Raw genomic sequence first — 25015 nt, 5'->3', positions numbered from 1 at the left:
TTTCTTCGTACAAGTACTTCGCAACAATTTCTTCGGCTTTATCCAGTCCGCCTGCATCACCACGCTCCTCAAGCTATTTTGAGCTAGGTTCTAGCATCCCGTTGAACAAGGAGAACCGTTATGAATGCGGTCAATCAGAATAAAGCAACGATTCGACATACCCAAGACTATATGCGCGAGATCGGTGTCACTCAGCTTCCTCCGCTAACAAGTCCGTTCGACCCGGGCTATGATCCAGTGACGCTCGAAAGTCATCTGGAGCAGAGCTGGCATCTAATTTCATCATTGAAGATCTCAATGGCTTGTTGGCAGGTTGCTAATGAAATTGCGACACGAAAAAAGGTTGATGCGGCGAGGAGATTGAATGTGCCGGTCTGTACGGGTGGAGGGCCATTTGAAATCGCCGTGTATTTCAAGAAGCTCCCTGAGTATCTTGATTTGTGCGCCGAAATTGGTGTTTCCGGGATCGAAGCCGGGATGGGATTCATCGACAATGCATTGAACCAAAAGGAGATAGTGAAAATGGCCACCGATCGAGGACTCACTGTCCAGTTTGAGATCGGGGAGAAGCATGGTGGAAGCTTTACTGAAGACATCGTGAAAGAGTTGATCGATCAAGGCATGAGATGGTTGGATGCTGGAGCTGAAAAGATTGTTGTTGAGGGAAGAGAAAGCGCACAAAACGTCGGTTTGTTTGATGGAAAAGGAAAGCTTAACGCTGGATTTGCGGAACGGTTCGTTCAAGCCTACGGCATAGAAAGGACGATTTTCGAGGCGCCAAACAAGCCCAGTCAGTTCGCCTTGCTGAACCATTTCGGGCCAAGGGTACAGCTGAGCAACGTTCGTTTAGAGGAGTTGCTTCGGGTGGAGATTTATCGAAGAGGATTGCACTCGGACGCATTTCAGCAGGCAATTCTGAGACCAAAGGGGCCTTCAAACGGCGATGTCGATTAGGGAAGGTCTGATTAATTCACGTTTTCACTCGGAACGCTGTTCCTGGGTCGGTCACCCGGGCGGATTCGGCTGGCATCCGCTGGTCTGTGCGCCTTTTCGTGGAGGGCATCCACCATCCGATGGCCCGTTGCCAGCCCTCAGGCACACGTTCTCTCCACCCCCGCCAACAGCCGCCGTGCCACGTACAGATTCGCCAAGCCACAACTGATCTGGAGCCAATGGGTGTTCTTCACCAGCCCTCGGTACCGGACTTTGGCCCACTCGAACATCCGTTTGATCGCCAAGAACGCATGTTCGATCTTTGCTCGGACTTTCGATTTCGTGCGGTTCCTGGCCCACTCCGCCTCACTCAGTGGCCGATGGCGATGGGCTTTCGCCTGGATGAAGCTCTGGGCCCGTGGCGCATGGTGCCGGATGACGTCTCGCTGTCCACTGTGCGCCGAGTCGCCCCCATACCCGCATCTCCTGGCCATGCCGCAACTCCGGTAATACCTGGCGGTCATGCACATTCGCCGCCGTGGCCGTCACCGAATGAATCAGTTTCGTCTGGCTGTCCACGCCGATATGCGCCTTCATGCCGAAATACCACTGGTTACCCTTCTTGGTCTGATGCATCTCCAGATCCCGCGCCTTCGTGCGATTCTTCGTCGAACTGGGGGCACTGATGATGGTGGCATCCACGATCGTCCCCCGGTTCACCTGCAGACCGTGCGTGGCCAGATACTCCCCAATCCGGACAAAGAGCTGTTTCCCCAACTCGTGAGCCTCCAGCCGATGCCGAACCTTGCAGATCGTCGTCTCATCGGGCACGGGTTCGCGGCCCAAATCAATCCCCACAAATTGTCGCATGGCGCGGGAGTCATACAGCGCTTCCTCGACCGCCGGATCCGACAGGTTGAACCACTGTTGGAGACAATGCAGCCGCAGCATGCGGTCAATTCCGACCGGTGGACGCCCCGGACCGTCGGCCTTGGGGGAGACCGGCTCGATCACCGCCACGAATTCCGCCCACGGCACCACGCGATTCATCTCATCGAGGAACCGCTCGCGACGGGTGGATTTGGGATATTGCTCAAACGTGACCTCTACAAACGTCGCTTGCTGCATGGGGGCGCCTCCTCATCAGGACTGCGCTTCCTTTAGCACATCCTGCGAAAAGAATAAATCAGACCTTTCCTAGTTTCTTTATAGACACGGAGGGAGCGAAATGAAAGGAACGGTGACCATTGATTCGTTTCCTGAAAGTGCAGAATGGTATCGTGATCAATATGCCATCGTTGTAATTGATGTGATACGAGCGACCACGACTGCTACTACGGCGATTAGTCTGGGGCGGCGAGTCTTTCCCGCACGGACGACTGATGAAGCGTTCCGTATTGCCTCAACACTGAATGCCCCGCTCATGGTTGGGGAGCTTGGTGGCAACATGCCCTACGGGTTTGATCTGACGAACAGCCCGGCTCATATCATTGGGCGGAATGATCTCCATCGTCCGATGGTGTTGGTTTCATCCTCCGGCACGCAGCTGCTAATGAATGCGGTAGGGGCTGAAGCTATCTATATCGCGTGCTTTAGGAATTTCTCAGCGGTTGCTCGTTATTTGGATGGTCGACATCCGCGGATCGCAGTGTTGGGGGCAGGGACGAGGAACGAATTCCGCAGAGAGGATCAGATGGGTTGTGCATGGGTCGCTGAAAAGTTGATCGCATGCGGCTATTTCCCCGAGACAGAGAAAACCAGTCGGTATATTTCTCGATGGAGTGGAAAGAGTCCTGAAGAGGTCCGAGCAGGTAGGAGCGCGACGTATCTGAGGAGGTCTGGTCAGAAAGAGGATTTAGAGTTTGTCCTTAGCCATATCGACGATGTTGAGGTCGTTCCGTCTCTAGTCAACGGCGAATTAATTCATATATCGGGGCGCAAGGAAACGATGTATCAGTCGGTTTGATACGATCAAATTCTATCTCGGGAATGAGAGCACCAATGCGGATTAAGGATACTGCGACACCGGTGGTGATTGTGAACTGTAAGTTGGGGGGGCTGGCCATCATGCGCAGCTTGGGGACGCAAGGTGTGACCCTTTACGGTGTTGATCCGGACTCCCAAGCCCCTAGTATGCTCTCTCGGTACTGTAAACGCGGTTTCTTAAGTGGATACGACGAGAAGAATCCAGAGCGGTTTCTGGAGGATCTTCTGAACGTAGGGAAAGAAATCGGGCGAACCTCCATTCTCATCCCAACGTCAGATGAGACTGCCGTGTATGTCACGGAGAATGCCAGTACGCTCAGGCGATGGTTCATCTTTCCGCACAATTCTCCAACCCTGATGCGAAAATTAATTAGTAAGAAGGGGATGTACGAACTCGTTTCTCAATATGGAGTGTCGACACCATTTACTCTTTTCCCTGAGTCGTTAGATGAGGTGGAAGGATCGTTGCCCAGGGTCAAGTTCCCTTTGATGCTAAAAGGCGTGTACGGCCATCGCCTCGAGGCTCGAAATAAAAAGAAGATGGTGATCGTTCATTCTCAGAGCGAGTTGATCGAACAATACAAGAATATGGAAGAACCGGGATTTCCTAATCTGATGCTTCAGGAGTATATCCCGGGAGGAGATGATCAGATTTTCATTTTCAACGGGTACTTTAATGACACTTCAGACTGCCTGATCGGCTTAACTGGGTTTAAGATTCGTCAGTTCCCGATCCACGTCGGTTGTGCTTCGCTTGGCGAGTGCCGTTGGAATGAGACCGTGGCTAAGCTGACGGTGCAATTCATGAAGTCGATCGGATATCGGGGTATCCTTGATATCGGATACCGATTCGATCCGCGTGACGGCCAGTATAAGGTGCTGGATATCAATCCTCGAATCGGCCAGGCATTCAGGCTCTTTACCGATGAAAACGACATGGATGTCGTCAAGTCACTATATCTTGATCTCACAGGCCAGAAGCCACCACTGATCATTCCGAGGGATGGACGTCGGTGGTTGATCGAAGATTACGACCTGATCTCCTCACTTCATTATTATCAGGAGGGATCCCTACGCTTGGGCGATTGGATTCGTTCCTTTAGGGGGGTTGAGGAAGCGGCTTGGTTCGATTGGAAAGACCTTCTGCCGTTCTCGAAGATGTTCCGGGAGCTTCTGAAAAGAGCAGCGAAGTGGCTGATAAAGGGAATTGGTCTTGTTAGATCGGGTTAAGCAAGTTGCAAATATGACCCGAATGGGCCGTTCTCTGCTGAAAATCGAAAGGCTGTTTGCCCGTCTCCTTAAAATATGTAAGGACAAACTCAATCTTTCGAGGCAGATCTATGTTCAACAGAGAGTCCCTGAATATCGTGAGATGTGGCGTGCCGTTTCCGAAGCAATTGGAGCCAAATTTACGTTGGTAACGGATGATCTCTGGGAAGTAGAACTTGGCGAGAAGAAAACCCGTATTCTAAATTATAAGTTGGAATTGGATAACCCGGTGATGCTTGAAATAGCAGGCATGAAACCGCTCATGTATCGTTTGCTGGAGCAGAATGGGTTGTGTTCACCCGAACATCTCGTATTCACTCTCGAAGAGTTGGATGCGGCTCGGATATTCCTCGATGATCATCCTAAGGGTTGTGTCGTGAAACCTGCACAGGGTACGTCGTCAGGGCAAGGGGTGACTACGCATGTTCTGACATCGAAAGAGCTCCGTCGGGCTGCGGTTTTGGCTTCTCTATACTGTCAAGAGCTTATTATTGAACCCCTTATCCCGGGGGAGTCTTATCGCATGTTGGTTCTCAGTGGAAAAATGATACACGCGGTTTGTCGTTGTGGCCCAAGGCTGCGGGGAGATGGTTCATCAACGGTATCTGAATTAATCAGAGTCGACAATCGTCGCAGGAAATTCAGCGGCGAAATGATCCTAGAAATAGACCGCGATTGTCTATTTACATTGGGACATCAAAATCTGACCCTAGAGTCTGTCCTAGAAGCGAATCGAGAGGTTGTTGTCAAAAGTATTAATGATCCGATTGGAAAAAGAGCTGAGGTCCGCACGGTTTATAACGCAGTGGTGACGGACCTTATAAGCAGGTCCGTGATTGATGATGTCGAATCTGCCGCCAGGATCTTGGGGTCTGAATTTGTCGGTGTTGATGTCATAACAACGGATCCGGCTGTTCCCTTAGAAAAGAGTGGAGGGGTGATCAGCGAGGTAAATACAACCCCTGGGTTGCACCACCACTATAATGTCGAATCGAGGAGCGAACGATACCCACAAGCTGCCGTTGAAGTTCTTACATATCTGCTCTCGAAATAATTGTTGAGCGAGTTAATCCCAGCGGGTTCAAATCTCAAAAGTCTTTCATTCTAAGAGGTATGTGAAGTCACAACGGGGATGTGCTCTGTGAAGGGTAGTCCGTAGTGATTCTGTTGATCTGTCGGAGAGCGAGAACAATGGGATCCATTTTGAAATATGTGCCTGGAATAAATGTGTTTCTCGAAACGAATGCCTGGTGTTCTTTCAGGCATCGCATTGCGCTCAATAGTGAACGTCGTGAGAATTCCAACTTTACTGGATTCCAGAGATTGCCCACTCAGTTCGATGCATTGGCAGGGCCAGTATTGGATAACGTTCTAAATGGCGGTCCGGCAAGACCATTGAAGGTAGCAGTCTTAGGATGCTCGAACGGAGCTGAAGCCTATTCCGTCGCGTCCGTGCTCAGGCATCGGCATCCAAAACTGGACTTTATCGTTCGGGCGTGTGATATCGATCCCCAGATCATCCGTAAAGCCGAAACTGGAGCGTATTCGCCGGAAAAAGAAATCTTCAATAACCGTCACATGGCCGACGACTTTGTCAGCAACACATTTGAGGTTGAGGGCGAGCACTATTGTGTCAAGGCTGATATAAGAGGGCGAGTCATATTTTCTGTAGACGACGTCCTGGATGAAGCCATGGTAGCGAGGATGGGACCCGCCGATATTATCTATGCACAGAATTTCCTTTTTCATTTGAAGCCGGGTGACGCAGCGAAAGCTTTCGAGAATATTTGCCATTTGGCCCATAAAAAATCTGTTTTCTTTATTGACGGGATGGATCTTCCCCTTCGTCAAAACCTCACGCGTCGTCATCATCTCGTGCCCTTGGACTATAAGATTGACGAAATCCACAGTGAAGCGAGATGGGCGAGAGCGGTCGGCTGGCCGCAACATTATTGGGGACTTGAACCGTTCTCAACAGAGCGCCGGGATTGGCGGCGGCGGTATGCGACGATATTCTTGAAATCCCGGTGAGGAAGTAAATCGGTTCCAATGAAGAAGATACTCTTGATCGCCTATCATTTCCCTCCGAGCACAGAGGTCGGAGGGGTGCGCCTTGCAAATTTTGCCGCCCAGCTCCCGCGGTTGGGATGGAGTGTGCGGGTGCTTACGGTCAAGGATAGGTATGTGGCTCAGATCGATCACGAGCGACTGAAGCATTTGGGAGAGATCGAAATCGACAAGGTCGGCCGTCTTCCAACTTTGTCTGACGGATATTTGTGGCTCAAGAGGGTTGTCCGTCCCGCATTGGGCAGGTCGGCTATCCAGGGATGGGCACCGTCGGCACGTGCCAATCAGAAGGAGAGTTTCGGCGAGAGCATGGGGGCAAGGCTACGCCGTTACGCATTGTCGTTCTTGAGCCTTCCCGACTCACAGCGGAGCTGGGTGTGGCCGGCAGTTTTGAGGGCGGTCTCAATCATCAAAAGAAACCGCATTGACGTCATTCTGACCTCCTGCCCGCCCTATTCAGCGCACCTTGTCGGCTTAGTTGTGAAATGGCTCACAAATGTTCAGTGGGTAGCTGACTTTCGAGATCCATGGATGGCCACTCCTGCAAAATCTTTATATCACACTTGTGCAGCCTCAGTGGCCATCGAGAGGTGGTTGGAGAGGAAGGTTTTTCAGAGCGCGGACCTTGTGGTGTCGAGCACCGGCAAGCTCACGAGTTATTTCATGGCAACCTACGGAGAGGCAGGGCTGAGCAAAGCAGTGACCATTACCAATGGATACGATGGAGAGGTTGCCGCTTGTTTCAAGGATCATGTGAAAGCATCGTTCTTTACGATGACGTATGCGGGCAGTCTATATTTTGGGCGGACGCCCGAACCCATATTCCAGGCCGTGCAAGACCTCGTCAGTGGTGGCTCTATACCGCGCCACTCTATTCGGATCAAGCTGGTCGGGCACTGCGGAATAATCGATGGGGTGCCGACGGAAAAGGTGGCAGATCGGTATGGGTTACGGGAGATTCTCGAAGTACGTGGCCCTGTTTCCCAGCTCGATGCGCTGAGATTGATTAAGCAAAGCCATATAGCTCTGCTATTGGCACCGAATCAACCCTTTCAGATCCCGGCGAAATTATATGAGTATATGGGAATGCAAACGGTGGTCTTGGCGATCGCCGAGGCCGGCGCGACACAGGATCTGATGGAACGTACCCGAGTAGGATGGGTCTTTCGTCCTTCGGATGTTGCAGGGGTGAGGGATTTCATCATGAAATCGTATGGCGCCTTTGTCGGGCAAGGTGATGTTCCCTTTGCCGGAGAAGTAGAATCGTTCGAGTCGAATCGGATTACGCGGGCGTTGGCGGAACATCTCGATCGAATCTGCGCCACTTCTTCCTGTAACCATTTGGTTGTAGGCGATCATACAGGCGGAGCCGCTAGCTAAGCTCTGGGTGGACTGTAATGAAAGCCATTGCAAAGCGCGTGATCCGAGCGTTGCTCCCGCTTGAAATCAGAAAATCCTTGGCGTTGTGGATTGATCGACAACAATGGATCAGTCCTGCGCGTCGAGCCTGGTTATCCGTGGAACTCATACAGGATTATGGCGACAAGGACATTAATGCGTATCATAAGTTCTTATGGAGACACCACCTCTCGTATGCAGCGCCCTATGAAGTGGAAACTCGGTTTGGGGTCGATAACGTCAGGCCTTCCCGCAAGCTGTTCTTTACGCATTTGATGGAACAGTTGGCGCATGATGGGGTTGGCCCCGAACAAGTGCGTTCCGTGTATGAAGTCGGATGTTCTCTGGGATATCAGCTTCGGTATATGGAAACGGAATTGTTCCCGTGTCTTTCACACTTACATGGAATAGATATTGATAAACATGCGATCTGCTCGGGCCAGGAATATCTGCAGTCTGTGGGATCCAAGGTAGAGCTGGCACACGGAGACATGCAGCACTTAGAGGCGAGCCTTGGCGACAAAGCCTATGACATCATTCTCTGTTGTGGCGTGCTGATGTACCTCAAAGAATCTGATGCGGCCTTGATAGTTCGGTCGATGCTGGTACACAGCCGCTGGTTGGTGGGAATTGCCGGTCTGGCTCATCCGTCCATGGACAACCGCTTCATGAAGGGTTCGGCCGTACGAAGTAGGGACCGGACGTTTATTCATAATATTGATCATATGATCGAGGAGTCAGGGGGTGTGATCTTGAGCCGGCGGTGGGATGGCGACCGACTTGTGGATGGACAATCGATCTATTTCTTGTTCGCCGCGAAACGATGATAGAACGTATCGAGAGGGGTTTGTGGATAGGTTGAGGTACGAAGAAACTCATTGGTCCCGAGAAGGAGATGAAGAAAAGGCTCTCAATCAATATCTTCATCTTGCCAGCTTGCCTTTTAATCGTGTGAAAGCACGGCTGATGGATAGGTTATTGGGAACGGTAGCTGGTAGAACCATTTTGGATTATGGCGGAGGGGCAGGGATCATGAGCATCCCGCTCGCCAAGAATGGAGCCATGGTTAGTCTCGTCGATGCAGAGGAAAATGCATTGCGAACCGCGAAACTCTATGCGGCGAAGGAAGGCATCAGGGACAATCTGTTGATGATTTGTTCTGAGGGCATGCCTCAAGAGTTGCTCACTAAGGAATTCGATATTATTGTTGCCAAGGATGTCATTGAGCATATTGAGGATGACGTAGCGTTTCTCAAAAGCTTGTCTCAAGCGCAGAAACCGGGGGGCGCCTTACTGGTAAGCACGCAAAATAGCTTCTCGATCAATTACCTGGTGGAGGGTTTGTACGAGAGAGTATGGCGCAGCAATTCATGTTGGTGCGGATGGGACCAAACGCATTTGAGGTTTTATACGCCCCGATCATTGAGGAACAAGCTTCTTGTTGCGGGCTATCAGCCTGAAGCATGGGCCAGTGTTTTTATTGTTCCCTACAACATCCTGTCTTGGTGTGTCCTGTTGAAGAGACAAATCGAGTTGCCACAGTTGCAGTATGTCGACTTGGTGTTAGGACGCCTGTTTCCATTCAACCGGATAGGTTGGAACATCATTGTAAAAGCCCGGAAGGCACATTAGTGGTCGGAACGAGGGAGCCGCATTGTGGTCAGCCTTCCGAGAGGGATACGCGTGAGTAAGCTGTCCGCGCTCAGCTTTTTCATTTCTCAAGACATGGTGCAGGCGTTTTCGGCACTGACTGGTGACCAAAGCGCTCTTCATGTCAGCGAAGAGTTTGCGCGGAGGACCGCCTACAGAAGTCCTGTTGTGCATGGGATGTTACCTGCTGCCTTTCTTGCGCTGGTAGAAGAATTAGATATTGTCGGCAAGCCCTGTAGACTGACCAGGATAGAGATGCAGTTCGCCACTCCGGTTTATTTTGATGACAGGCTGGAGTTGTCGGTCGAACCTGCTTCGACTCACGAAGCGGAAACCGAATCCGCGTTTGAGTTTCGTATCCAGAAGACGGGTGCAGAGCCAATTGTGACGTCTGGTTCGTTTAGGGTGTCTTACGAGCAGGAGCCTGACGAGGCTCAGGTGAGCGCCGCGTCCGCTAGGGAAGTCCCGTGCGCGCTGGTCGCTCCTTGTTTGGCCAATAACTGGCAGTTGGAGGATTTGTCGGTCGGTGTATGTGATGGGATGGACTTTGTCATTCAAAGCGAGGCGCTGCATGCGTTTCTCGGGATTCTGGCCAAGGGGCTGTGCCATCGGGATGCCTGGCCATCCTCCAGCTTTATCAGGTCATTTGCCCCCAATCTCTTGGCAACATTGTTGTCCTCAACGTTTGTCGGAATGCGAGTTCCGGGAAAGTCAGCCACGTTTCTCAGTCTGTCGGCACAATGGACGCAACAAATCCAATGCGGACACCGGTATCGATTAGAAGGGAAGGTGACGCATGTCTCGAGGGCAACACGTATCGTTAAGACAGCGCTCTCAATTACTGGAAAGGGTGAAGACAGGGCTGCAATGCTCGGCCGTGCCAGCGCCCTGGTGAACAAGCCTTCCCGGAGCATGCCGACGGCTGCGGAGATGAACAGGTCCTCGGTGGATTGGGGGTTGACGGATAAGGTCGTCCTCGTCACCGGCGCTAGTAGAGGCATTGGTGAGACAGTGGTCAAGCTTTTCGCCCTCTTGGGTTCAAAGGTTATCGTGAATTTCTATCGAGGGAAGGACGACGCTGAACGAGTGGTGCGGGAAATTGTTCGAGAGGGAGGGAATGCCATTGCCATTGGGGCCGATGTGACCGTGCCCGAGGAGGTTGAGCGCATGGTCAGTGAGGCCAGAGCACAGTATGGCACAATTCACATCCTGGTAAACAATGCTGTCCGTGACTTTAGACCCGCCTCCTTCACCGATTTGACATGGGAAGATATTCAAAGAGACTTGGACATTATCGTCAAAGGCGCGTTTCATTGCTGCAAGGCGGTCATTCCCGGCATGTTGGCTCAAGGCGGTGGAAAAATTATTAATATCTCGACGGTGGCCGTGGATGATCCTCCCCCCAATCAGTTGAAGTATGTGGTAGCGAAGTCGGCTCTACAGGGGTTCACGCGCAGCCTCGCTATCGAGTTGGCATCCAAGAATATCCAAGTCAACACCGTGGCGCCAAGCTTTGTAGAAACTGATCTAGTGGCACACATTCAGGATGGCTTTCGAAAGAAAATCGCACAAGAAACGCCGATGCAGAGGCATGCCTCTCCGGTTGAAGTGGCACAGGCCGTGCTGTTCCTAGCATCGAAGTTCGCATCCTATACGACCGGACAGAAAATTATGTTAACGGGGGGACGGCCGCCGTTCCTCTGAAGGTTTGTCGCATGCTGCGAAGTGCCATCGAATCACTCGTTGGGCAACGAGGAAAGCGCGCCCTTCAAGCCGCAATCAATGGTTGGAGGACCCGCTTTTTCAATATATTGTTTCGATATGATGCAGAACAGTTACGGCTCGTCTTACGACAAATGGGGATTGTGGAGACAGATACGGTATTGGTGCATGCCAATTTTGAGTGCGATAGTGGATTTCAGGGGACGCCGTCGGATCTTGTTGAAGTGTTTGTTGGCCTCCTTGGTGAGAAGGGCAATGTGATGATGGTGACGATCCCTTTCCGAGGCTCCGCCTATGATTATCTGGCACAGGGTAAAACGTTTCATGTGAAGAAGACGATGAGCATGATGGGTCTGGTGACCGAGATATTCAGGCGCCGAAACGGGACAGTGAGGAGTCTTCATCCTACGCATCCTGTTGCCGCATTTGGGAAAGACAGTGCTTGGATCACAGTCGGTCATGATTCCTGCGCATTTCCCTGTGGGCCAGGTACACCGTTTGAGAAGCTTCGGAAGCTGAAAGGAAGAATCCTTTTTTTTGATGTGGGATTCGGGGCGATTACATTTTTCCACTATGTTGAAGATCTTTTGAAGGACAAGCTTGCGCTACCTGTGTACGAAGATCGGATCTTTTCGGCCGGTGTGGTTGGTACCGATGATGTTCGGCATGAGATGCAAACCTATGCCTTTACAAAGGGAGTTGTCAGGGACACCGTCACGCTTGAGCGGGAATTGATACGGCAAGGCAAGTTAATTGTCGGGAGGGTGGGACATTCTCGGTTACTGCTGGTGACAGTTGAGGATGTCGTTTCAATTATGGCTGATATGGTTGGGAAGGGATGGGTGCCATATCGGCGGGTAGAGCCACATGGCACATGTAAGTGAACGGAAAGCCTATGCGCGATGTAGGGGCGGAAATAAAGCGGTTTATTCTCACAGAGGTTGCGGCTGAGCTAAATCTTGAGCGCCTAGAAGACAACGAGCCGTTGATAGAGTCCGGTATTGTTAATTCCTTGGGGATTCTGAAGATTATGGGATTCTTGGACGAATCCTTCGGGATAGACTTGTCGTCCGATCAGGTAAAGCTTGAAAACTTCAAGGATGTCGACACCATTCGCAACCTGGTAGAGTGCCAGAATGAAAAGGGGAATTAAGACGACGGAACTGTCAGTTGTGAAGTGAAAGGAAGGCTCTTTTGGAAGACAAGATCAGAGAACTGTTCGGAGTGGTGCTCAAGGTGCCGGCCCATGAGATTACTGATGAGGCAAGGCCGACTGATCTCAAACGGTGGGATTCGTTGCAGCACCTCATACTCGTGTCGAGCTTCGAGGAAGAATTCAATTTGGACATTGACCCCGATCAGGCGGTGGAGATGTACAAAGATTTTGGAACGTTTAAACGCCTCATCCTGAGCAAAATCAAAGAGACGAACGGAGTCGAGTGACGCCTCAGAAAGGTCTGTGGAATTCATCATGGCGCGATCTGTGTTTAGAGGGGTGCAAATCAGGGGGATCGCCGGCGCGGTGCCTCGAGCGAGCGTGAATAATTTGACCGACCATGTGTTTTGTTCCGAAGCGGATCGTAAAAAGATCGTCGATCTCACCGGAGTATTGGGATATCGGAAGGCTCCGGCCCACCTGTGTTCGTCGGATCTGTGCGTGACGGCTGCGCAACGTCTTCTGTTCGGATTGCAGGTCGATCCCAAGTCGATTGACGGCATCATCTTCAGCACCATGACGCCTGACTATCGGGTGCCTTCCACAGCCTGCGTGCTTCAAGAGCGGCTGAAGTGTTCGACCGAGGTCGCGGCGTACGATATCAATATGGGGTGTTCGGGTTATGTCGTCGGGCTGTATAACGCCTGCGCCGTGATACAAGGCGGCGGATTGAAGCGCGTGCTTCTTCTCGCCGGGGACACCCAAACGAAACTGTGTCATACGGGGGACAAAAATGTCGTCTTTATTTTAGGGGACGGGGGCACGGCGACTCTTCTCGAGGCAAATGCCAACGCCGAGCCGATTACAATTGAACTCAAGACGGATGGCGGCCGGTTTCAGAATCTGTATGTTCCGTCCGGCGGCTTTCGGAATCCATCGGATGAAAACAGCCGCCAGGTGCGCGAGCGCCCGGATGGCGGTGTTCGTTCGGATGACCATCTTTATATGAATGGAATGGAGATCTTTAAATTTTCATCGACGGATGTCGTCAAGAGCCTTGCCTCCTTCATGGAAGCGGGAGGCCTTTCGCCCGATCACATCAGCTATTTGTTCCTTCATCAAGCGAATAAATTCATGAACGACAAGATTGCCGGTAAACTGAAATTCGCCAAGGAAAAGGTTCCGTACAGCATCGGAACATATGGAAATACCGGATCAGCCTCCATCCCGTTGACGATGGCGCATTATTTCTCCGGATGGAAAATGTCGAGGCGTCACCGGGCTTTGTTGTGCGGGTTTGGAGTGGGATTGTCATGGGGCGTGGTCGATGTTGTATTGGAAGATATTTTCACTCCGGCTATTGTCGAATGTGCCTGAGGACTCCGAGGGCACTGAGTAGGGATGACGGCGCATGAATGCAGTGTGTGTGTTCCCAGGGCAGGGATCCCAATATGTGGGGATGGGACACGAATTCTATCACCATGCCTCCGGCGTGCGGCAACTGTTCGAGGAAGCCTCCTCCATTCTTGACATGGACCTGTGCCGGCTCTGCTTCGAGGATCCTGATCGGATTCTTGGACAGACTGAATTCGTCCAACCGGCGATTACAGTCGTCAATCTTGCCTGTCTTCTGGCGGCCGGAGAATCGGGACTAGTGCCGGTCGCCGTCGCAGGGCATAGTTTGGGAGAGTATGCGGCTCTGTTCTGTGCCGGGGCCTTTTCCTTCGAGGATACGCTGCGTCTCGTGCGCCGCAGAGGCCAATTGATGCAGCAGGCTGCGAGTTTGTATCCGGGAGGGATGGTCGCGGTCATGGGACTCGATATCACCCGGTGCCAAGAGTTGTGCGAGCAGGCATGCGCGGTGGGTTCAGTCGAAGTGGCGAATCATAACTCTCCACGGCAGGTGATTCTGTCAGGCGAGAAGGAAGCGCTGAGGGTGGTGTCGGACTATGCCAAAAAAGCGGGGGCAAAACTGGTCGTTCCGCTTAAAGTGAGCGGCCCGTGGCATAGTCGTTTTATGCAGCATGCCGGTGAGGAAATGAAAGACGCGTTGACGGCGTGTCCTCCAAAAACTCCGCGGATTCCTGTCGTGTCGAATGTCACGGGGACTTTCTACGAAACTGCTGATCAGATCCTGACCTGTTTAGTCCGACAGATGACCGTTCCGGTGCAATGGGTCGTATCAATCGAGCGGCTCATTCAAGAAGGGCATAGAATGTTTGTCGAAGTGGGGCCCGGACGGGTATTGAGCGGCCTCATCCGGGATATCAGCAAGGATGCCACGGTCATGAACGTCGAGAAGCTCGATGATCTGCGGAAAATAAAGGCGGTCGCAGGGTAGACAAAGGGTGTGGGTCGACAAAATGAGCAACATCAGGCAGCTAAAGGCGGACGTCCATAACTATCGGTACAACGATTATCTGCGGCAGATGGGTGCCGTGGAAGAAGCGTGCAGAGATGCAAGACCGCTTCGGATCGCCGTGCTGCGAAGCTATACCGTGGAGGGTATGGAGCCGGTCCTTCGTGTGAGACTCTGTCTGGAGGGATTGAAGCCTGAGTTCTATTGGGGCGGCTATAACCAATATGTGCAGGAGGTGCTCGATGCCGCCGGCCCGCTCTATTCTTTTCGCCCGGATATCGTCTTGCTGCTGGTCAGGCTCGAAGAACTGCTTCCAACGTTCGTCGAAGAGTTCAACCAGTCTTCATTCTCGGAGTGGGAGGTCCTTCTACAGGCGAAGGCGCAGGACCTTCGAGAGCTGGCAAGGACAATTGAGGCGAAGTTGTCATCGCCCGTGATCGTACAGAATGCTTGTCTGCCGATGGATGTGTATTGGGGGATTTATGACACGCAGCACCCTGAGGGACAGCCGTATTTAGTGGATCAGTTCAACCGTGCCTTGGCTGCCACCTGCCGCACGTTGTCCGGGACGTTTATTTGGGATTTCCACCGATTTGTCCAGCGGAAGGGCTACGAGCAGCTGTTCGACGCCAAGCAATGGGCGGTGTCAAAAAGTCCATATAAGCATTCCTCCTATCCCTTATTGGTGGATGACTTACTCAAGTATGTGCTGAGCTGTCTTGGCAAATCCAAAAAGTGCCTCGTGCTCGATCTCGACAATACGTTATGGGGAGGTGTGATCGGTGAGGACGGCATGCAGGGTATCCGATTGGGGCATACCTACCCCGGGAATTGCTTTCGGATGTTTCAACGGGAATTGCTTAAGCTGCACCATCGTGGAATCATTCTTGCCATTAACAGCAAGAACAACGAGGCAGACGCATGGGAAGCGATCGAAAAGCACCCAGACATGATTCTGCGCCGTCAACATTTTGCCGCGGCCAAGATAAATTGGGACGATAAGGCAGGGAATATGAAGGCCCTGGCGGAGGAACTCAACATCGGGATCGACAGCATGATCCTCATTGATGACAATCCGATCGAATGTGAGCGCGTACGCCAGGAACTTCCTGAGTGTGAAGTGGTCTGTCTGCCGGAGCAACCGTATCTCATTCCCTCCCTGGTTGATCGTCTGCCGGGCGTCGATCATGTCCGGGTGACCGAGGAGGATAAGCGGAAAGGCCAGATGTATCAAGCTCAGATGGCGCGCAAGCTGCACGAGAATGCCTACGACAACCTGGATGAGTTTTTGAGTAGCCTCGGCATTGAGGTCTCCATTGGTCCAGCCGACCTTTTTTCCATCCCGCGCATCGCCCAATTGACGCAGAAGACGAATCAAATGAATCTCACGACTCGGCGATATACCGAGGCAGATATAGCCGGAATTGTCGGGGATGCACAGGCCTGTGTGTTCGGAGTGTCGTCGAAAGACAAATTTGGAGATTATGGGATCATCGGTGTGTGCATTCTGCGATTCGAGTTGGAGCAATGCATGATCGATACGTTTCTTCTGAGTTGCCGTGTAATCGGGAAGAATATCGAGGCCGCGGTGATGTCGTTCGTTGCGGAGTGCGCGAAGACTCGTGGAGCAACTGTGCTCAGAGGAGAGTACCTTCCGACAGCGAAGAATAAGCCGGCGGCCGACATGTATGACAAGTTGCGGTTCGAGCGGATGACCGACACGTTGTTTCAGGCCGATCTTCGAAAAGTCAGTTTTGAAACGCCGCCCTATATCAAAGTGCAGGCCGATGGCATTCGTGCAAATCTTGTCCGCAGCGAGTAGGAGTCGGTCTGGGATGAGACAAAGGTTGTCCTGATCCGCCATAAGAGCCGATGAACCCATATGCGCAGTCGATCATAGCCGTGAGTGTCTCCAGCGCCACCGAGTATCTTCGATGTTGGCTGAAAGCCCTTCGGGTCAAGCAATGGGTCAAGAACTTTTTCGTGCTCGCGCCGTTCTTGATGGGGCCGCAGTTCGGCGAGAACGAATACCTGGCGAAATCGATCCTGGGCGCGCTGTTGTTTTGCCTGATGTCCAGTGCCGTCTACCTGTTGAATGATCTTGTTGATGTCCGAGCAGATCGCCAGCATCCGGTGAAACGCCATCGGCCGATTGCGGCGGGAAACATCTCGCCGGTGTTGGCGGGGGTGGTGGCGTCCGTCATGGCTTGTGTCACGCTTGTGGGCGGTGCGTTTCTGGATCTGCGTTTCTTTGCGGTCTTGTGCTTATACGTCGTGAACAATCTGCTGTACTCGTTTCTCTTAAAGGAGAAGACTGTCATCGATGTGATGTCGATCGCCATTGGCTTTGTGATGCGGATCTATGCAGGCGGATTCCTGATCGACGTTGAGGTGACGAATTGGCTCGTGGTCTGCGTGTTTGCGCTTTCTTTGATGATCGGCTTCGGGAAACGGCGGTCGGAATTGGAGGATTTGGGAGCGTCGGCAGCGCTCACGAGAGCGGTCAATCACTCGTATTCGGTGCAGAAGCTCAATATGCTTGTAGGCAGTTCTGCGAGCATCACCATCTTGGCATACATGCTCTATTCCGTCTCTCCCGAAACGAAGGCGCTTCACGGAACCGACAAGATCATCTTCACCGTGCCGCTGGTGGTGTACTGCATCTACCGTTTTATGCTGAAGGTGCAGGAGCAACACCGTGGGGAGCCGGTGGAAGTGATTTTTCACGATCGAGGATTTGTGCTGGCTGGCCTTATGTGGCTGGCGGCCATGCTGTATTTGACCCACTGAGTCTACACGGGGACAAAAAGGTACCTGGTTATGAGTCAGGGCGAGACCGCCAAACAGCACTTTGACGCGATTGCTGAGACGTATAAAGAGGAAATACCCGATCACATCCGCGAGTATCTGGTGCAGAAATGGTGGGGGGTGGTTGAGCGGTATTTTCATGGTCGGCCGTGCGTCATCGATATCGGCTGTGGCGACGGAACGAACATGATGTTTCTGAAGGGAATGGGGATTTCGCCGGTCGGGATTGAGCTCTCCGCGAACATGGTTCGCCGTGGGAAAGAACGTTATCCTGAATTGGAAGGCTCCATATTTGAAGGGAGTGCGCTCAATGTGGAGTTTCCGGATCATGCCTTTGATGTCGCGATGATGACGGGTGTCTTGCATCACATTTATTCAAGAGCTGAACAGATGAACGCCGTGAGGGAAGCGCTCAGGGTGGTCAATCGCGACGGAGTCGTCATCATTCGTGAAAGCAATCTCATCAACCCCCTGTTTCGGATATTCTGGAACTACATCTTTCCGCTCACCGCCAAGATCGATCGGTTTGGAGGAGAGCACTGGATTCCCGCGAAGCGATTACAGGAGGAATTCGGGCTTGCGGTTCAGGATACTATTTTCTTTACGTTCATTCCAAACTTTCTGCCGAGCGCGATATTGCCTCTCGCCGGCCGAGTGGAGAAAGCTCTGGAGCGAAGCGCCTTTAGAAAACTCGCCGCTCATTACATCATCGTCATTCGTAAGGCCTGATACGAGGCGCGAGGTGTCTGCAGTCCACCTGCACAGGTCCGGTTTTTGACGGACGGACGCCGGGTAATCGCGTCTGGATGCTGCGAGAGCCTTTCAAGGGCGCGCGCACTTGCCAAACCTCTGGTGGGCCCATGCGTCAAGAAGAATTGGCGGTGATTCTATGAGTGGGCTCTCGACTAACAGCGGTTCCACGGTAGGTTTTCGGTGGTCGCATGCATGTCGTCATTTTCGATCTTGATGGCACATTGATATATGGGGATAGTTATCTCCCCTTTTTATTTCGTTGTGCGCGGCAATTCGGCGTCGCCGCGGGGTCGGTGTGGAAGATCCTGTGTTATACCGCTCTGTATCTGGCCGGGGTTGTCAGCAACACGGCATTAAAAGAAGCGTTTCTAAGGGGGGCGCTTGAAGGGCGAACGGTAAAGGATGTTCAAGGAGTGGCCAAGCAGTTTGCGGAATATTTTGTGGAGAAACATGCCAATAAAGAATTGGTGCAAGCGCTTAGGACCCATCAGTACCACGGGGCTCGTGTCCTTCTAGCGACTGCAAGTCTTGACATTTATGTTCGAGAGATTGCGGAAAGGCTAGGGATTCCGGAGGTAATCTGCACCTCGGTGGAGCTCAAGGAAGGGTGTATAACAGGACGACTTCTAGGCAAGAACTGCCATGGAGTTGAGAAAGTCAAACGGCTTGAAAAGATCTTAACTTCCTCTGAGTTTGAATCGTCGGTTTGTTACACAGACCACCATTCTGATCTGCCTTTGTTGCAAAGAGTGAAGCAAGGCATTCTTGTGAGGCCGAGTTTGCGAACGCGGTTCATATTAAGGAATCATGGGTTTCATTCTATAGGCTAGAGAGTCGATTTGGCTCCGGGCCGCTTCAATGCAAAAAGTCCTGTCCGTGACCGTCTCGGTGACGTTGCGTGGTGGTTGCGATGCACTCAATTGTCCGAGATCTTCGAACAGATGCGCTGGTTCTATTCGGGATATTCGTTGCCGCAATTTGTCTTCGTGTCTATTTCTTTGCGGGCTATGTCGGACTAGACGACGGCGAGTATTCAAGGTTTGCCTATGAATTGGCTGGAGACCGGCTTGCCATCGGTACGTACAGTGGGCCGGCGGTGTTTCCTTTAAGAATCGGAGTCATTGCTCCTGTTTCATGGGCAATTCGATTATGGGGTTTCGGTGAGTGGAGTATTGCAGTTTATCCCCTGTTGCTTTCTATCGTGGGCATACTGCTCTCCTATCTCTGTGCGAGTATGTTGTTCAACCATCGAGTTGGTCTCATCGCTGCCGCTGTCCATGCGATTGTTCCACTTGACATAAGTAATGCGACAGTTTTGTATCCTGATCTTCCCGCGGCTGTTTTTGCATCGCTCGGAGTTATTGCTGTCATTGCCCTTACGCGCTATTTCATCGAAAACAAGTCAGTTCTTCTCGCAGGGGGTCTTTTTGCTGGATTGGCGTTTGGGATATCCTGGCTTTGCAAAGAAACGGTATCGTATTTCGTTCTTACCTGTGCTGTCTTCATGGTAATGAGTCTAAAACGATCTTGGCATTCCGCTGTGGTTCTATGGATGGGAGTAGCATTGGGCTCCATACTCGTTCTCGTGGGAGAGATGGTCGCTTATCATCATCTGACGGGAAATTGGTTATACCGATTCGATGAGATCGAAAGGAATTACGGCCAGTGGCAAAATGGCTTTTTTACGGAAGGGAGCAGTTTTGGTTGGCCGAAAGGCGGTAGTCGAACAGTCGCTCTGATGAAACGACTGTTCATGAAAGGGCCGGAGTTCTTACTGTTAAACAGCGCATTTCTCTTCTTGCCTCTGTTGGGAATCATCGCGTGTTTTCATGCGTTCTATTGGAAAGATCGAGCTTTTCTTATTCCGTCCCTGTGGCTGATCACGCTGCTGCTGATGTTCAATTTTGCGTCCAGTTCCCGCGCTGCCTATTCTCCGGTACCACTTTTTGAACGATATTTTTATCCTGTTATATTTCCGTCCGTACTGCTCGTCTCCGGGTTCTTGGGGAAACTGATCTTTCCAGATGGCAGTGGGCAGGGGATAGACAGAGAGCGAAGGTTTTGGGGGGGGGTATTAATTTCATTTGTTCTTGTCGTGGGAGGAGCAAGCCTATATTGGCAAGAGCGGGTACCGTTGAAATGGACGTCTGAAATTCGAGCTATAAGCGGCATGATTAAGCCATCCAGCCATTTGTACTCCGACCTCCTTACGTTAAGAGGACTTGAATTCTTCGGTGGTTACCCGCCGCACACAGCTTGGGTGGATTTTGAAGAGATAGATTCAATCGAAGAAATACAGCCAGGGAGTTTGGTCATGGTGAACTCAAGATATCTTCGATGGCTGGACATCAACAAAGGGATGTGGCTCAGCAAGAGCTCCGGATACAAGAATCACGAGTTTTATGAACATCCACCGCTGTTGTGGAAAAAGCTGTTTGAGAATGGAAATGCTGTGCTCTATGAAGTGAGGTGACAGTCGATTGCGGATAACGTTGGCCCTTAAAATGGATTAAGGACATTCGGGCTTGAACCTGTCCAAAAATTAAAATCGGCATTCTTTTCTTGTGAGGAGACGTCGTGAACATTGAGGCCGTCAGCGCGCTTACAAAGTATTATGGCTCATTTTTGAGTTATGACCTTGCAAAACTATTCCTGTGCGACCGCAGTGGGAAGGACAGCACCATTGATGAGCACATTCAAGGTGCGATCAAATGGATCTGTAATGCCCAAGATGCATTTGGGGATGGTGGGGTTGCCCGCAGTTATTCGATGATTCATAACCCCTATTTCAAGAGGCACGGATGGATTCCTTCCTACCCTGAAACGACCGGTTATATCATTCCGACCATGTTTGACTATGCGCATCGGGCAGGGCGGGATGAAATCGCCGAGAGGGCTGTCCGCATGGCGGAGTGGGAATGTCGTGTTCAAATGGAAAATGGAGCCGTTCAGGGGGGGACCATCGATCAGCCCCCCACACCTGCAATATTTAATACCGGTCAAGTGATATTTGGATGGATTCGGGCATTCCAAGAAACAGCGAGCCAGCGCTACTTGGATTGCGCGATCAAGGCTGCGAGGTTCTTAGTTGCGCAACAGGAAGAGGATGGTTCATGGAGAAAATCGCTCTCCACCTATGCCAGTTCCAAAATGGACTTCTATACCTATAACACACGGACGGCTTGGGCATTGCTGGAGCTATATAAAGAAGCAGGCATTGAGGAATTCAAGAGCTCCGCAGTCCGCAATGTCGAGTTTGCCCTTGGACAACAAAATGAGAATGGTTGGTTTCGATCGAACTGCTTGCACGATCCCTCGCAGCCCCTTGTCCATACTATCGCCTATTGCGTGAGAGGCATCCTTGAAATCGGTGCCCATCTGCAGAACGACCATTATATCGCCCGGGCCCGGAAGGTTGCCGATGCACTCCTGATTAGAAGACGGCCGGACGGGAGCCTTGCTGGTCGCTTCAATGAGCGGTGGGAGCCTACGGTGACGTGGCGGTGTCTAACCGGAGAAGCACAGATGGCTGGGATTTGGGGGCGCTTGTACCAACTTACTGGGAAGTATGAATACTATGAAGGACTGACAACAACTACCTCCGCGCTTAGAAGAGTTCAGTTCTTGCGTACGGAACACCCGGGAATTTATGGTGGGATCAGTGGAGCAGAGCCTATTTATGGCCGGTACGGTCAATACGAACTCTTAAACTGGGCGGTCAAATTCTTCGTAGATGCTCAGATGCTCGAACAATCACTTGCAGAAAACGTTGCATGATCTCCACCGGATCTTTTTCTAAAAACCACACCTTATGATTGAAGGGGTAGGATCGTTGATATTGCATTTTGGCATTTCGACCTGAATCCGGCGTGAAAAAAGATGGTGTCATGGTGTCAGTCTCTCAATCTGCTGCGCGGCTTATCGCCACACCGCTTCTCGGGGACCCCTTGCAGACAAGGCCAAGCTGGGGCGATTGTCGGCGTGCGGCCACTGCGCAGGCATGACAAGATTTTGTGACGGAGGGTTTGCCGCGTGACGTCTTGTAAGTCTGGAGGCAAACAGAATCGCTTGGAACAATTCACGAGATTGTGCGTCAGCAGGAGCAGATTGAAGTAGGTTTCGTTGGCGAAGCGGTGAGGGGTGGGGAGGTCGCTCAGGGCGGAGTCCCCGATGAGCTGCTTGATCAGCAGTTCCATACCCGTCCGGTCGTCGTACAAACGCCAGAGGTTGAACGGACCAAAAACCGGCGAAGGGTGGTGGAATCGGGGTAGCTGGGCAGGCGATGGTGGACTGAAACCCCTCGTTCTGTCGGAACAGGCGGATGGTCTCGATTCGCTCAAGTCCGAGAATCATTGGGTACAGCTGCGCCAGCACCATCTTGCCGATACTCCAGTGGGGGGGCTCGGCGCCAAACGTGATTGCCAGCTTTCGATGTCCGCGAGACATCGCAGCCAAGACGACCGATACGATAGCTTCGACTGCAAGAGGCCACGCTCCCTAGAGCAGGCCTCCAATTGGCCGAACAACAACGTTCCATCACTTTGCTCATGCAGGATTCAGGGTCAATGAGAGTCTTCTTGTGGACCATCGTTGTCTGCGGCCTAGTACTATTGTGTGCCGAGCTCTATGGGCAGTTATTCGCCAATCCTTCGCCCTATGCGCTTGACAATCAGCTTGGTTGGCGATTGAAGAAAAATATTCACCATACCTATACTCACCAAGATACATCCGGAGGTTCATACACGGCAAAGTTTGGAACAGACTCGGACGGCTTTCGAACCTTTGGAGAGAAGTCCAAGGAAGCCACCAATATACTCGTCATTGGAGATTCATTTACCACCGACCCATTCGCAGGGGACTCTGAAATGTGGTACGCGGTCATGGCTACAGAGCTTTCTCGGCAACTGAAGAAAGAGGTCTTCGTAGCGGCTACCGGCGGTAGCGGGTATGGTACTTTTCAGCAACTTATTTTGGCAGATGAAGTTTCACACTTGATTAGACCGGATATCTTCATACTTCAGTTTTGCAGTAATGATTTTGTCAATAATCACATGGAATGGGAATCGTCGGGAATAGTTCGGAACCAATATATGCGGCGTCCCTATTACATCAAGGGGTCTTCGGTTCCTAAATTCAATCCGCACCCATTCGCTTGGTTTTATAGATCGTCGATCTTTGGGTATTCTCGAGTCTTGGGTCGACTTGACACGGCAATTCAGGGAATCGAGTATAAGATTTATGAAGGATACGGAGCCTCGCTGCCAACGAAGGTTCTCGCGCTTTACGAACAAGAATCCATTGAAATTACAAAGGAGTTACTCTCTCTGATTCGTAAGGTCTTTGTCGGCATACCGTCTTTCATCACTAACTGTAATTCGACAACCGAAGGACCGAATAAACTCTGGGTTGAACTAGGTAAGGAGGCGGGCTTCATACCAATTTCTGCTCCTTCAGATGCGGTTCTAAGTGAAAGCCAACTTGGTAAAGTTGTGTCTGTGGACGGATGGCATTGGAATCCTTTAGGTAACGCCGTTTACGGCAGGGAGTTAGCAAACCGCCTTGCAACGACAATTTGTGATAAGCCGCAAGCTGTCCCATTTGAGTCATCTATGCGAGTTCACAACTGATGGCTGTGAAGGTTCTGCATATACCGGAACGTGCTATCTACGTTAGATTACTTGCCCACGATCCATCTCATGCAGGAATAGCGGACACTTTGCGTTTCTGTTTCCTCTGGACTGGCTCATTGCCTGTATCCTGTCTGTGAATGACAAACTCTATAGGGAAGCTGCCTCCTTAGAAGGAAACGTTGCATGCTAAAAACCATTCGTCTGAAGGTCTGGATTAGCCTATTGATTTGCGGACTCATAATTTGTCTTGGAGGTTGGCATTTCCGATACGCGATTGCAGGGGTAGTCCGGTGGGTTGCGCTTCCACAAGCTCAGCCACCCGATACTGGAACCATACGCTTTGCAGCAATTGGAGATTATGGGTCGGGTAGCCACCATGAACGAGATGTGGCATTGGTGGTCGACAGTTGGAAGCCGGACTTCATTGTCACCTTAGGAGACAATAACTACCCTGACGGATCTGCCGACACTATCGACCAAAACATCGGGCAATTCTTTCACGAGTATATTTCCCCATACGAGGGGAACTTCGGCAGAGGAGCATCGACTAATCGCTTTTTCCCGATCCCTGGGCATCGAGACTGGGACGGCGATTCTCTGCGGCCGTACATCGAGTATTTTGCTCTTCCTGGTAATGAGCGGTATTACGATCTTATCCGTGGGCCGGTCCATCTTTTCATGCTTGATACAGATGAACGTGAGCCGGATGGTGTAAGTCCTGACTCGATTCAGGGTCGATGGCTTGAGCAACAACTTCAGGAATCACGACAGCCATGGAACCTCGTTCTGGCCCATCATGCGCCCTATACCTCTCATAGAGTAGAGGATGTCAAATATATGCGTTGGCCGTTTAAAGCCTGGGGAGTAGATGCTGTACTCTCTGGATTCTTTCATGTCTATGAGCGTCTATTTGTGGATGGTTTGCCGTACTTCGTCAACGGCGCGGGCGGTTTGTGGGTGTCAGACTTCGGCGAGATCGATAGCCACAGCCAGTTTCGTTACAGGGATGATTTTGGCGTGATGGTAGTGGATGCCAGCGATGCGCGGATCATTTTTCGCTTCGTCAATCGTCAGGGAGAGATCATTGATAGGTATGAGCTGGATAACCACCGCAATGGTGTGGGTGATCAGAAGTAGCAGAAAGTCCTAGGGCATGCAAAGCGGGACGAACCGGAAAGGGTTCCTCCCTGACATTCCGACAGCACGGCAAGTAGTACGCTGCAAACTGCCACCTTAAGGGTAATACCCGAATCTCTTAGCTTAATGATGAGCGGTATCAGGTTA

The 25015-nt window shown here is 51.5% G+C and carries 24 protein-coding genes; 22 read left to right on the top strand and 2 right to left on the bottom strand.

The window, feature by feature from the left end; all coding sequences use genetic code 11:
• Positions 1-120 precede the first annotated feature (120 nt).
• Positions 121-954 (top strand): phosphosulfolactate synthase, encoded by an 834-nt coding sequence (locus tag P0119_06220; protein ID MDF0665657.1) that lies wholly within the window; start codon positions 121-123, stop codon positions 952-954.
• Positions 955-1091: 137 nt separating this feature from the next.
• On the opposite strand, the gene P0119_06215 is transcribed toward P0119_06220, so the two are convergent.
• A protein-coding gene (locus tag P0119_06215) for an IS5 family transposase (protein ID MDF0665656.1) occupies positions 1092-2061 on the bottom strand; the annotation gives its coding sequence in 2 pieces (ribosomal slippage) (positions 1092-1403 and positions 1405-2061; 969 coding nt in all).
• A gap of 100 nt (positions 2062-2161) precedes the next feature.
• Between P0119_06215 and P0119_06210 the strand changes: the two genes are divergently transcribed.
• From P0119_06210 to P0119_06120, 19 genes are all read left to right on the top strand, one after another.
• Positions 2162-2899: a 2-phosphosulfolactate phosphatase gene (locus P0119_06210; GenBank protein MDF0665655.1), complete on the top strand. Its 738-nt coding sequence runs from the start codon at positions 2162-2164 to the stop codon at positions 2897-2899.
• A 35-nt stretch (positions 2900-2934) separates the two neighbouring features.
• Positions 2935-4149 carry a hypothetical protein gene (locus tag P0119_06205; protein MDF0665654.1) on the top strand — a complete coding sequence of 405 codons (1215 nt, stop codon included), beginning with the start codon at positions 2935-2937 and terminating at the stop codon, positions 4147-4149.
• Positions 4133-5242, top strand: a complete 1110-nt coding sequence (locus P0119_06200) for a hypothetical protein (GenBank protein ID MDF0665653.1) — start codon at positions 4133-4135, stop codon at positions 5240-5242. The genes P0119_06205 and P0119_06200 overlap by 17 nt, the downstream gene beginning before the upstream one ends.
• 137 nt (positions 5243-5379) lie before the next feature.
• On the top strand, positions 5380-6219 hold the full coding sequence (locus tag P0119_06195) for a hypothetical protein (protein ID MDF0665652.1): 840 nt from the start codon (positions 5380-5382) through the stop codon (positions 6217-6219).
• An 18-nt stretch (positions 6220-6237) separates the two neighbouring features.
• A complete protein-coding gene (locus P0119_06190; GenBank protein ID MDF0665651.1) occupies positions 6238-7635 on the top strand; it encodes a glycosyltransferase in 1398 nt (465 codons plus the stop codon).
• Between the two features lie 17 nt (positions 7636-7652).
• Complete coding sequence (locus P0119_06185; protein MDF0665650.1) at positions 7653-8480, top strand: class I SAM-dependent methyltransferase; 828 nt, start codon at positions 7653-7655, stop codon at positions 8478-8480.
• 31 nt (positions 8481-8511) lie between these two features.
• Positions 8512-9285, top strand: a complete 774-nt coding sequence (locus P0119_06180; protein ID MDF0665649.1) for a methyltransferase domain-containing protein — start codon at positions 8512-8514, stop codon at positions 9283-9285.
• 51 nt (positions 9286-9336) lie between these two features.
• Positions 9337-11007, top strand: coding sequence for an SDR family oxidoreductase (locus P0119_06175; GenBank protein ID MDF0665648.1), 1671 nt, complete (start codon positions 9337-9339; stop codon positions 11005-11007).
• A gap of 11 nt (positions 11008-11018) precedes the next feature.
• Positions 11019-11909 carry an AAC(3) family N-acetyltransferase gene (locus P0119_06170; protein MDF0665647.1) on the top strand — a complete coding sequence of 297 codons (891 nt, stop codon included), beginning with the start codon at positions 11019-11021 and terminating at the stop codon, positions 11907-11909.
• A gap of 11 nt (positions 11910-11920) precedes the next feature.
• On the top strand, positions 11921-12178 hold the full coding sequence (locus P0119_06165; GenBank protein MDF0665646.1) for a phosphopantetheine-binding protein: 258 nt from the start codon (positions 11921-11923) through the stop codon (positions 12176-12178).
• Between the two features lie 41 nt (positions 12179-12219).
• Entirely contained in the window at positions 12220-12468 is a 249-nt protein-coding gene (locus tag P0119_06160; protein ID MDF0665645.1) for an acyl carrier protein, read from the top strand.
• Positions 12469-12496: 28 nt separating this feature from the next.
• Positions 12497-13558 carry a ketoacyl-ACP synthase III gene (locus tag P0119_06155; GenBank protein MDF0665644.1) on the top strand — a complete coding sequence of 354 codons (1062 nt, stop codon included), beginning with the start codon at positions 12497-12499 and terminating at the stop codon, positions 13556-13558.
• A 34-nt stretch (positions 13559-13592) separates the two neighbouring features.
• Positions 13593-14522 (top strand): ACP S-malonyltransferase, encoded by a 930-nt coding sequence (fabD, locus tag P0119_06150; GenBank protein MDF0665643.1) that lies wholly within the window; start codon positions 13593-13595, stop codon positions 14520-14522.
• A gap of 22 nt (positions 14523-14544) precedes the next feature.
• Complete coding sequence (locus P0119_06145) at positions 14545-16362, top strand: HAD-IIIC family phosphatase (protein ID MDF0665642.1); 1818 nt, start codon at positions 14545-14547, stop codon at positions 16360-16362.
• Positions 16363-16412: 50 nt separating this feature from the next.
• Positions 16413-17330, top strand: coding sequence for a decaprenyl-phosphate phosphoribosyltransferase (locus tag P0119_06140; GenBank protein MDF0665641.1), 918 nt, complete (start codon positions 16413-16415; stop codon positions 17328-17330).
• A gap of 30 nt (positions 17331-17360) precedes the next feature.
• Positions 17361-18077, top strand: a complete 717-nt coding sequence (locus P0119_06135; GenBank protein ID MDF0665640.1) for a class I SAM-dependent methyltransferase — start codon at positions 17361-17363, stop codon at positions 18075-18077.
• Positions 18078-18289: 212 nt separating this feature from the next.
• Positions 18290-18931: an HAD-IB family hydrolase gene (locus tag P0119_06130; protein MDF0665639.1), complete on the top strand. Its 642-nt coding sequence runs from the start codon at positions 18290-18292 to the stop codon at positions 18929-18931.
• Between the two features lie 80 nt (positions 18932-19011).
• Positions 19012-20574, top strand: a complete 1563-nt coding sequence (locus P0119_06125) for a glycosyltransferase family 39 protein (GenBank protein MDF0665638.1) — start codon at positions 19012-19014, stop codon at positions 20572-20574.
• Positions 20575-20678: 104 nt separating this feature from the next.
• A complete protein-coding gene (locus P0119_06120) occupies positions 20679-21878 on the top strand; it encodes a hypothetical protein (protein MDF0665637.1) in 1200 nt (399 codons plus the stop codon).
• 116 nt (positions 21879-21994) lie between these two features.
• Here P0119_06120 and P0119_06115 read toward each other — a convergent pair whose 3' ends face one another.
• Positions 21995-22297 (bottom strand): hypothetical protein, encoded by a 303-nt coding sequence (locus tag P0119_06115; GenBank protein ID MDF0665636.1) that lies wholly within the window; start codon positions 22295-22297, stop codon positions 21995-21997.
• Between the two features lie 318 nt (positions 22298-22615).
• On the opposite strand from P0119_06115, the gene P0119_06110 reads away from it, so the two are divergent.
• Together P0119_06110 and P0119_06105 are read left to right on the top strand one after the other, a co-directional pair.
• On the top strand, positions 22616-23728 hold the full coding sequence (locus tag P0119_06110; GenBank protein MDF0665635.1) for an SGNH/GDSL hydrolase family protein: 1113 nt from the start codon (positions 22616-22618) through the stop codon (positions 23726-23728).
• Positions 23729-23914: 186 nt separating this feature from the next.
• Complete coding sequence (locus tag P0119_06105) at positions 23915-24868, top strand: metallophosphoesterase (GenBank protein ID MDF0665634.1); 954 nt, start codon at positions 23915-23917, stop codon at positions 24866-24868.
• The last annotated feature ends 147 nt before the right edge of the window (positions 24869-25015 follow it).

The organism is Nitrospira sp., assembly GCA_029194665.1.
GTDB lineage: Bacteria > Nitrospirota > Nitrospiria > Nitrospirales > Nitrospiraceae > Nitrospira_D.
This window is presented reverse-complemented; position numbering and strand designations above follow the sequence as displayed.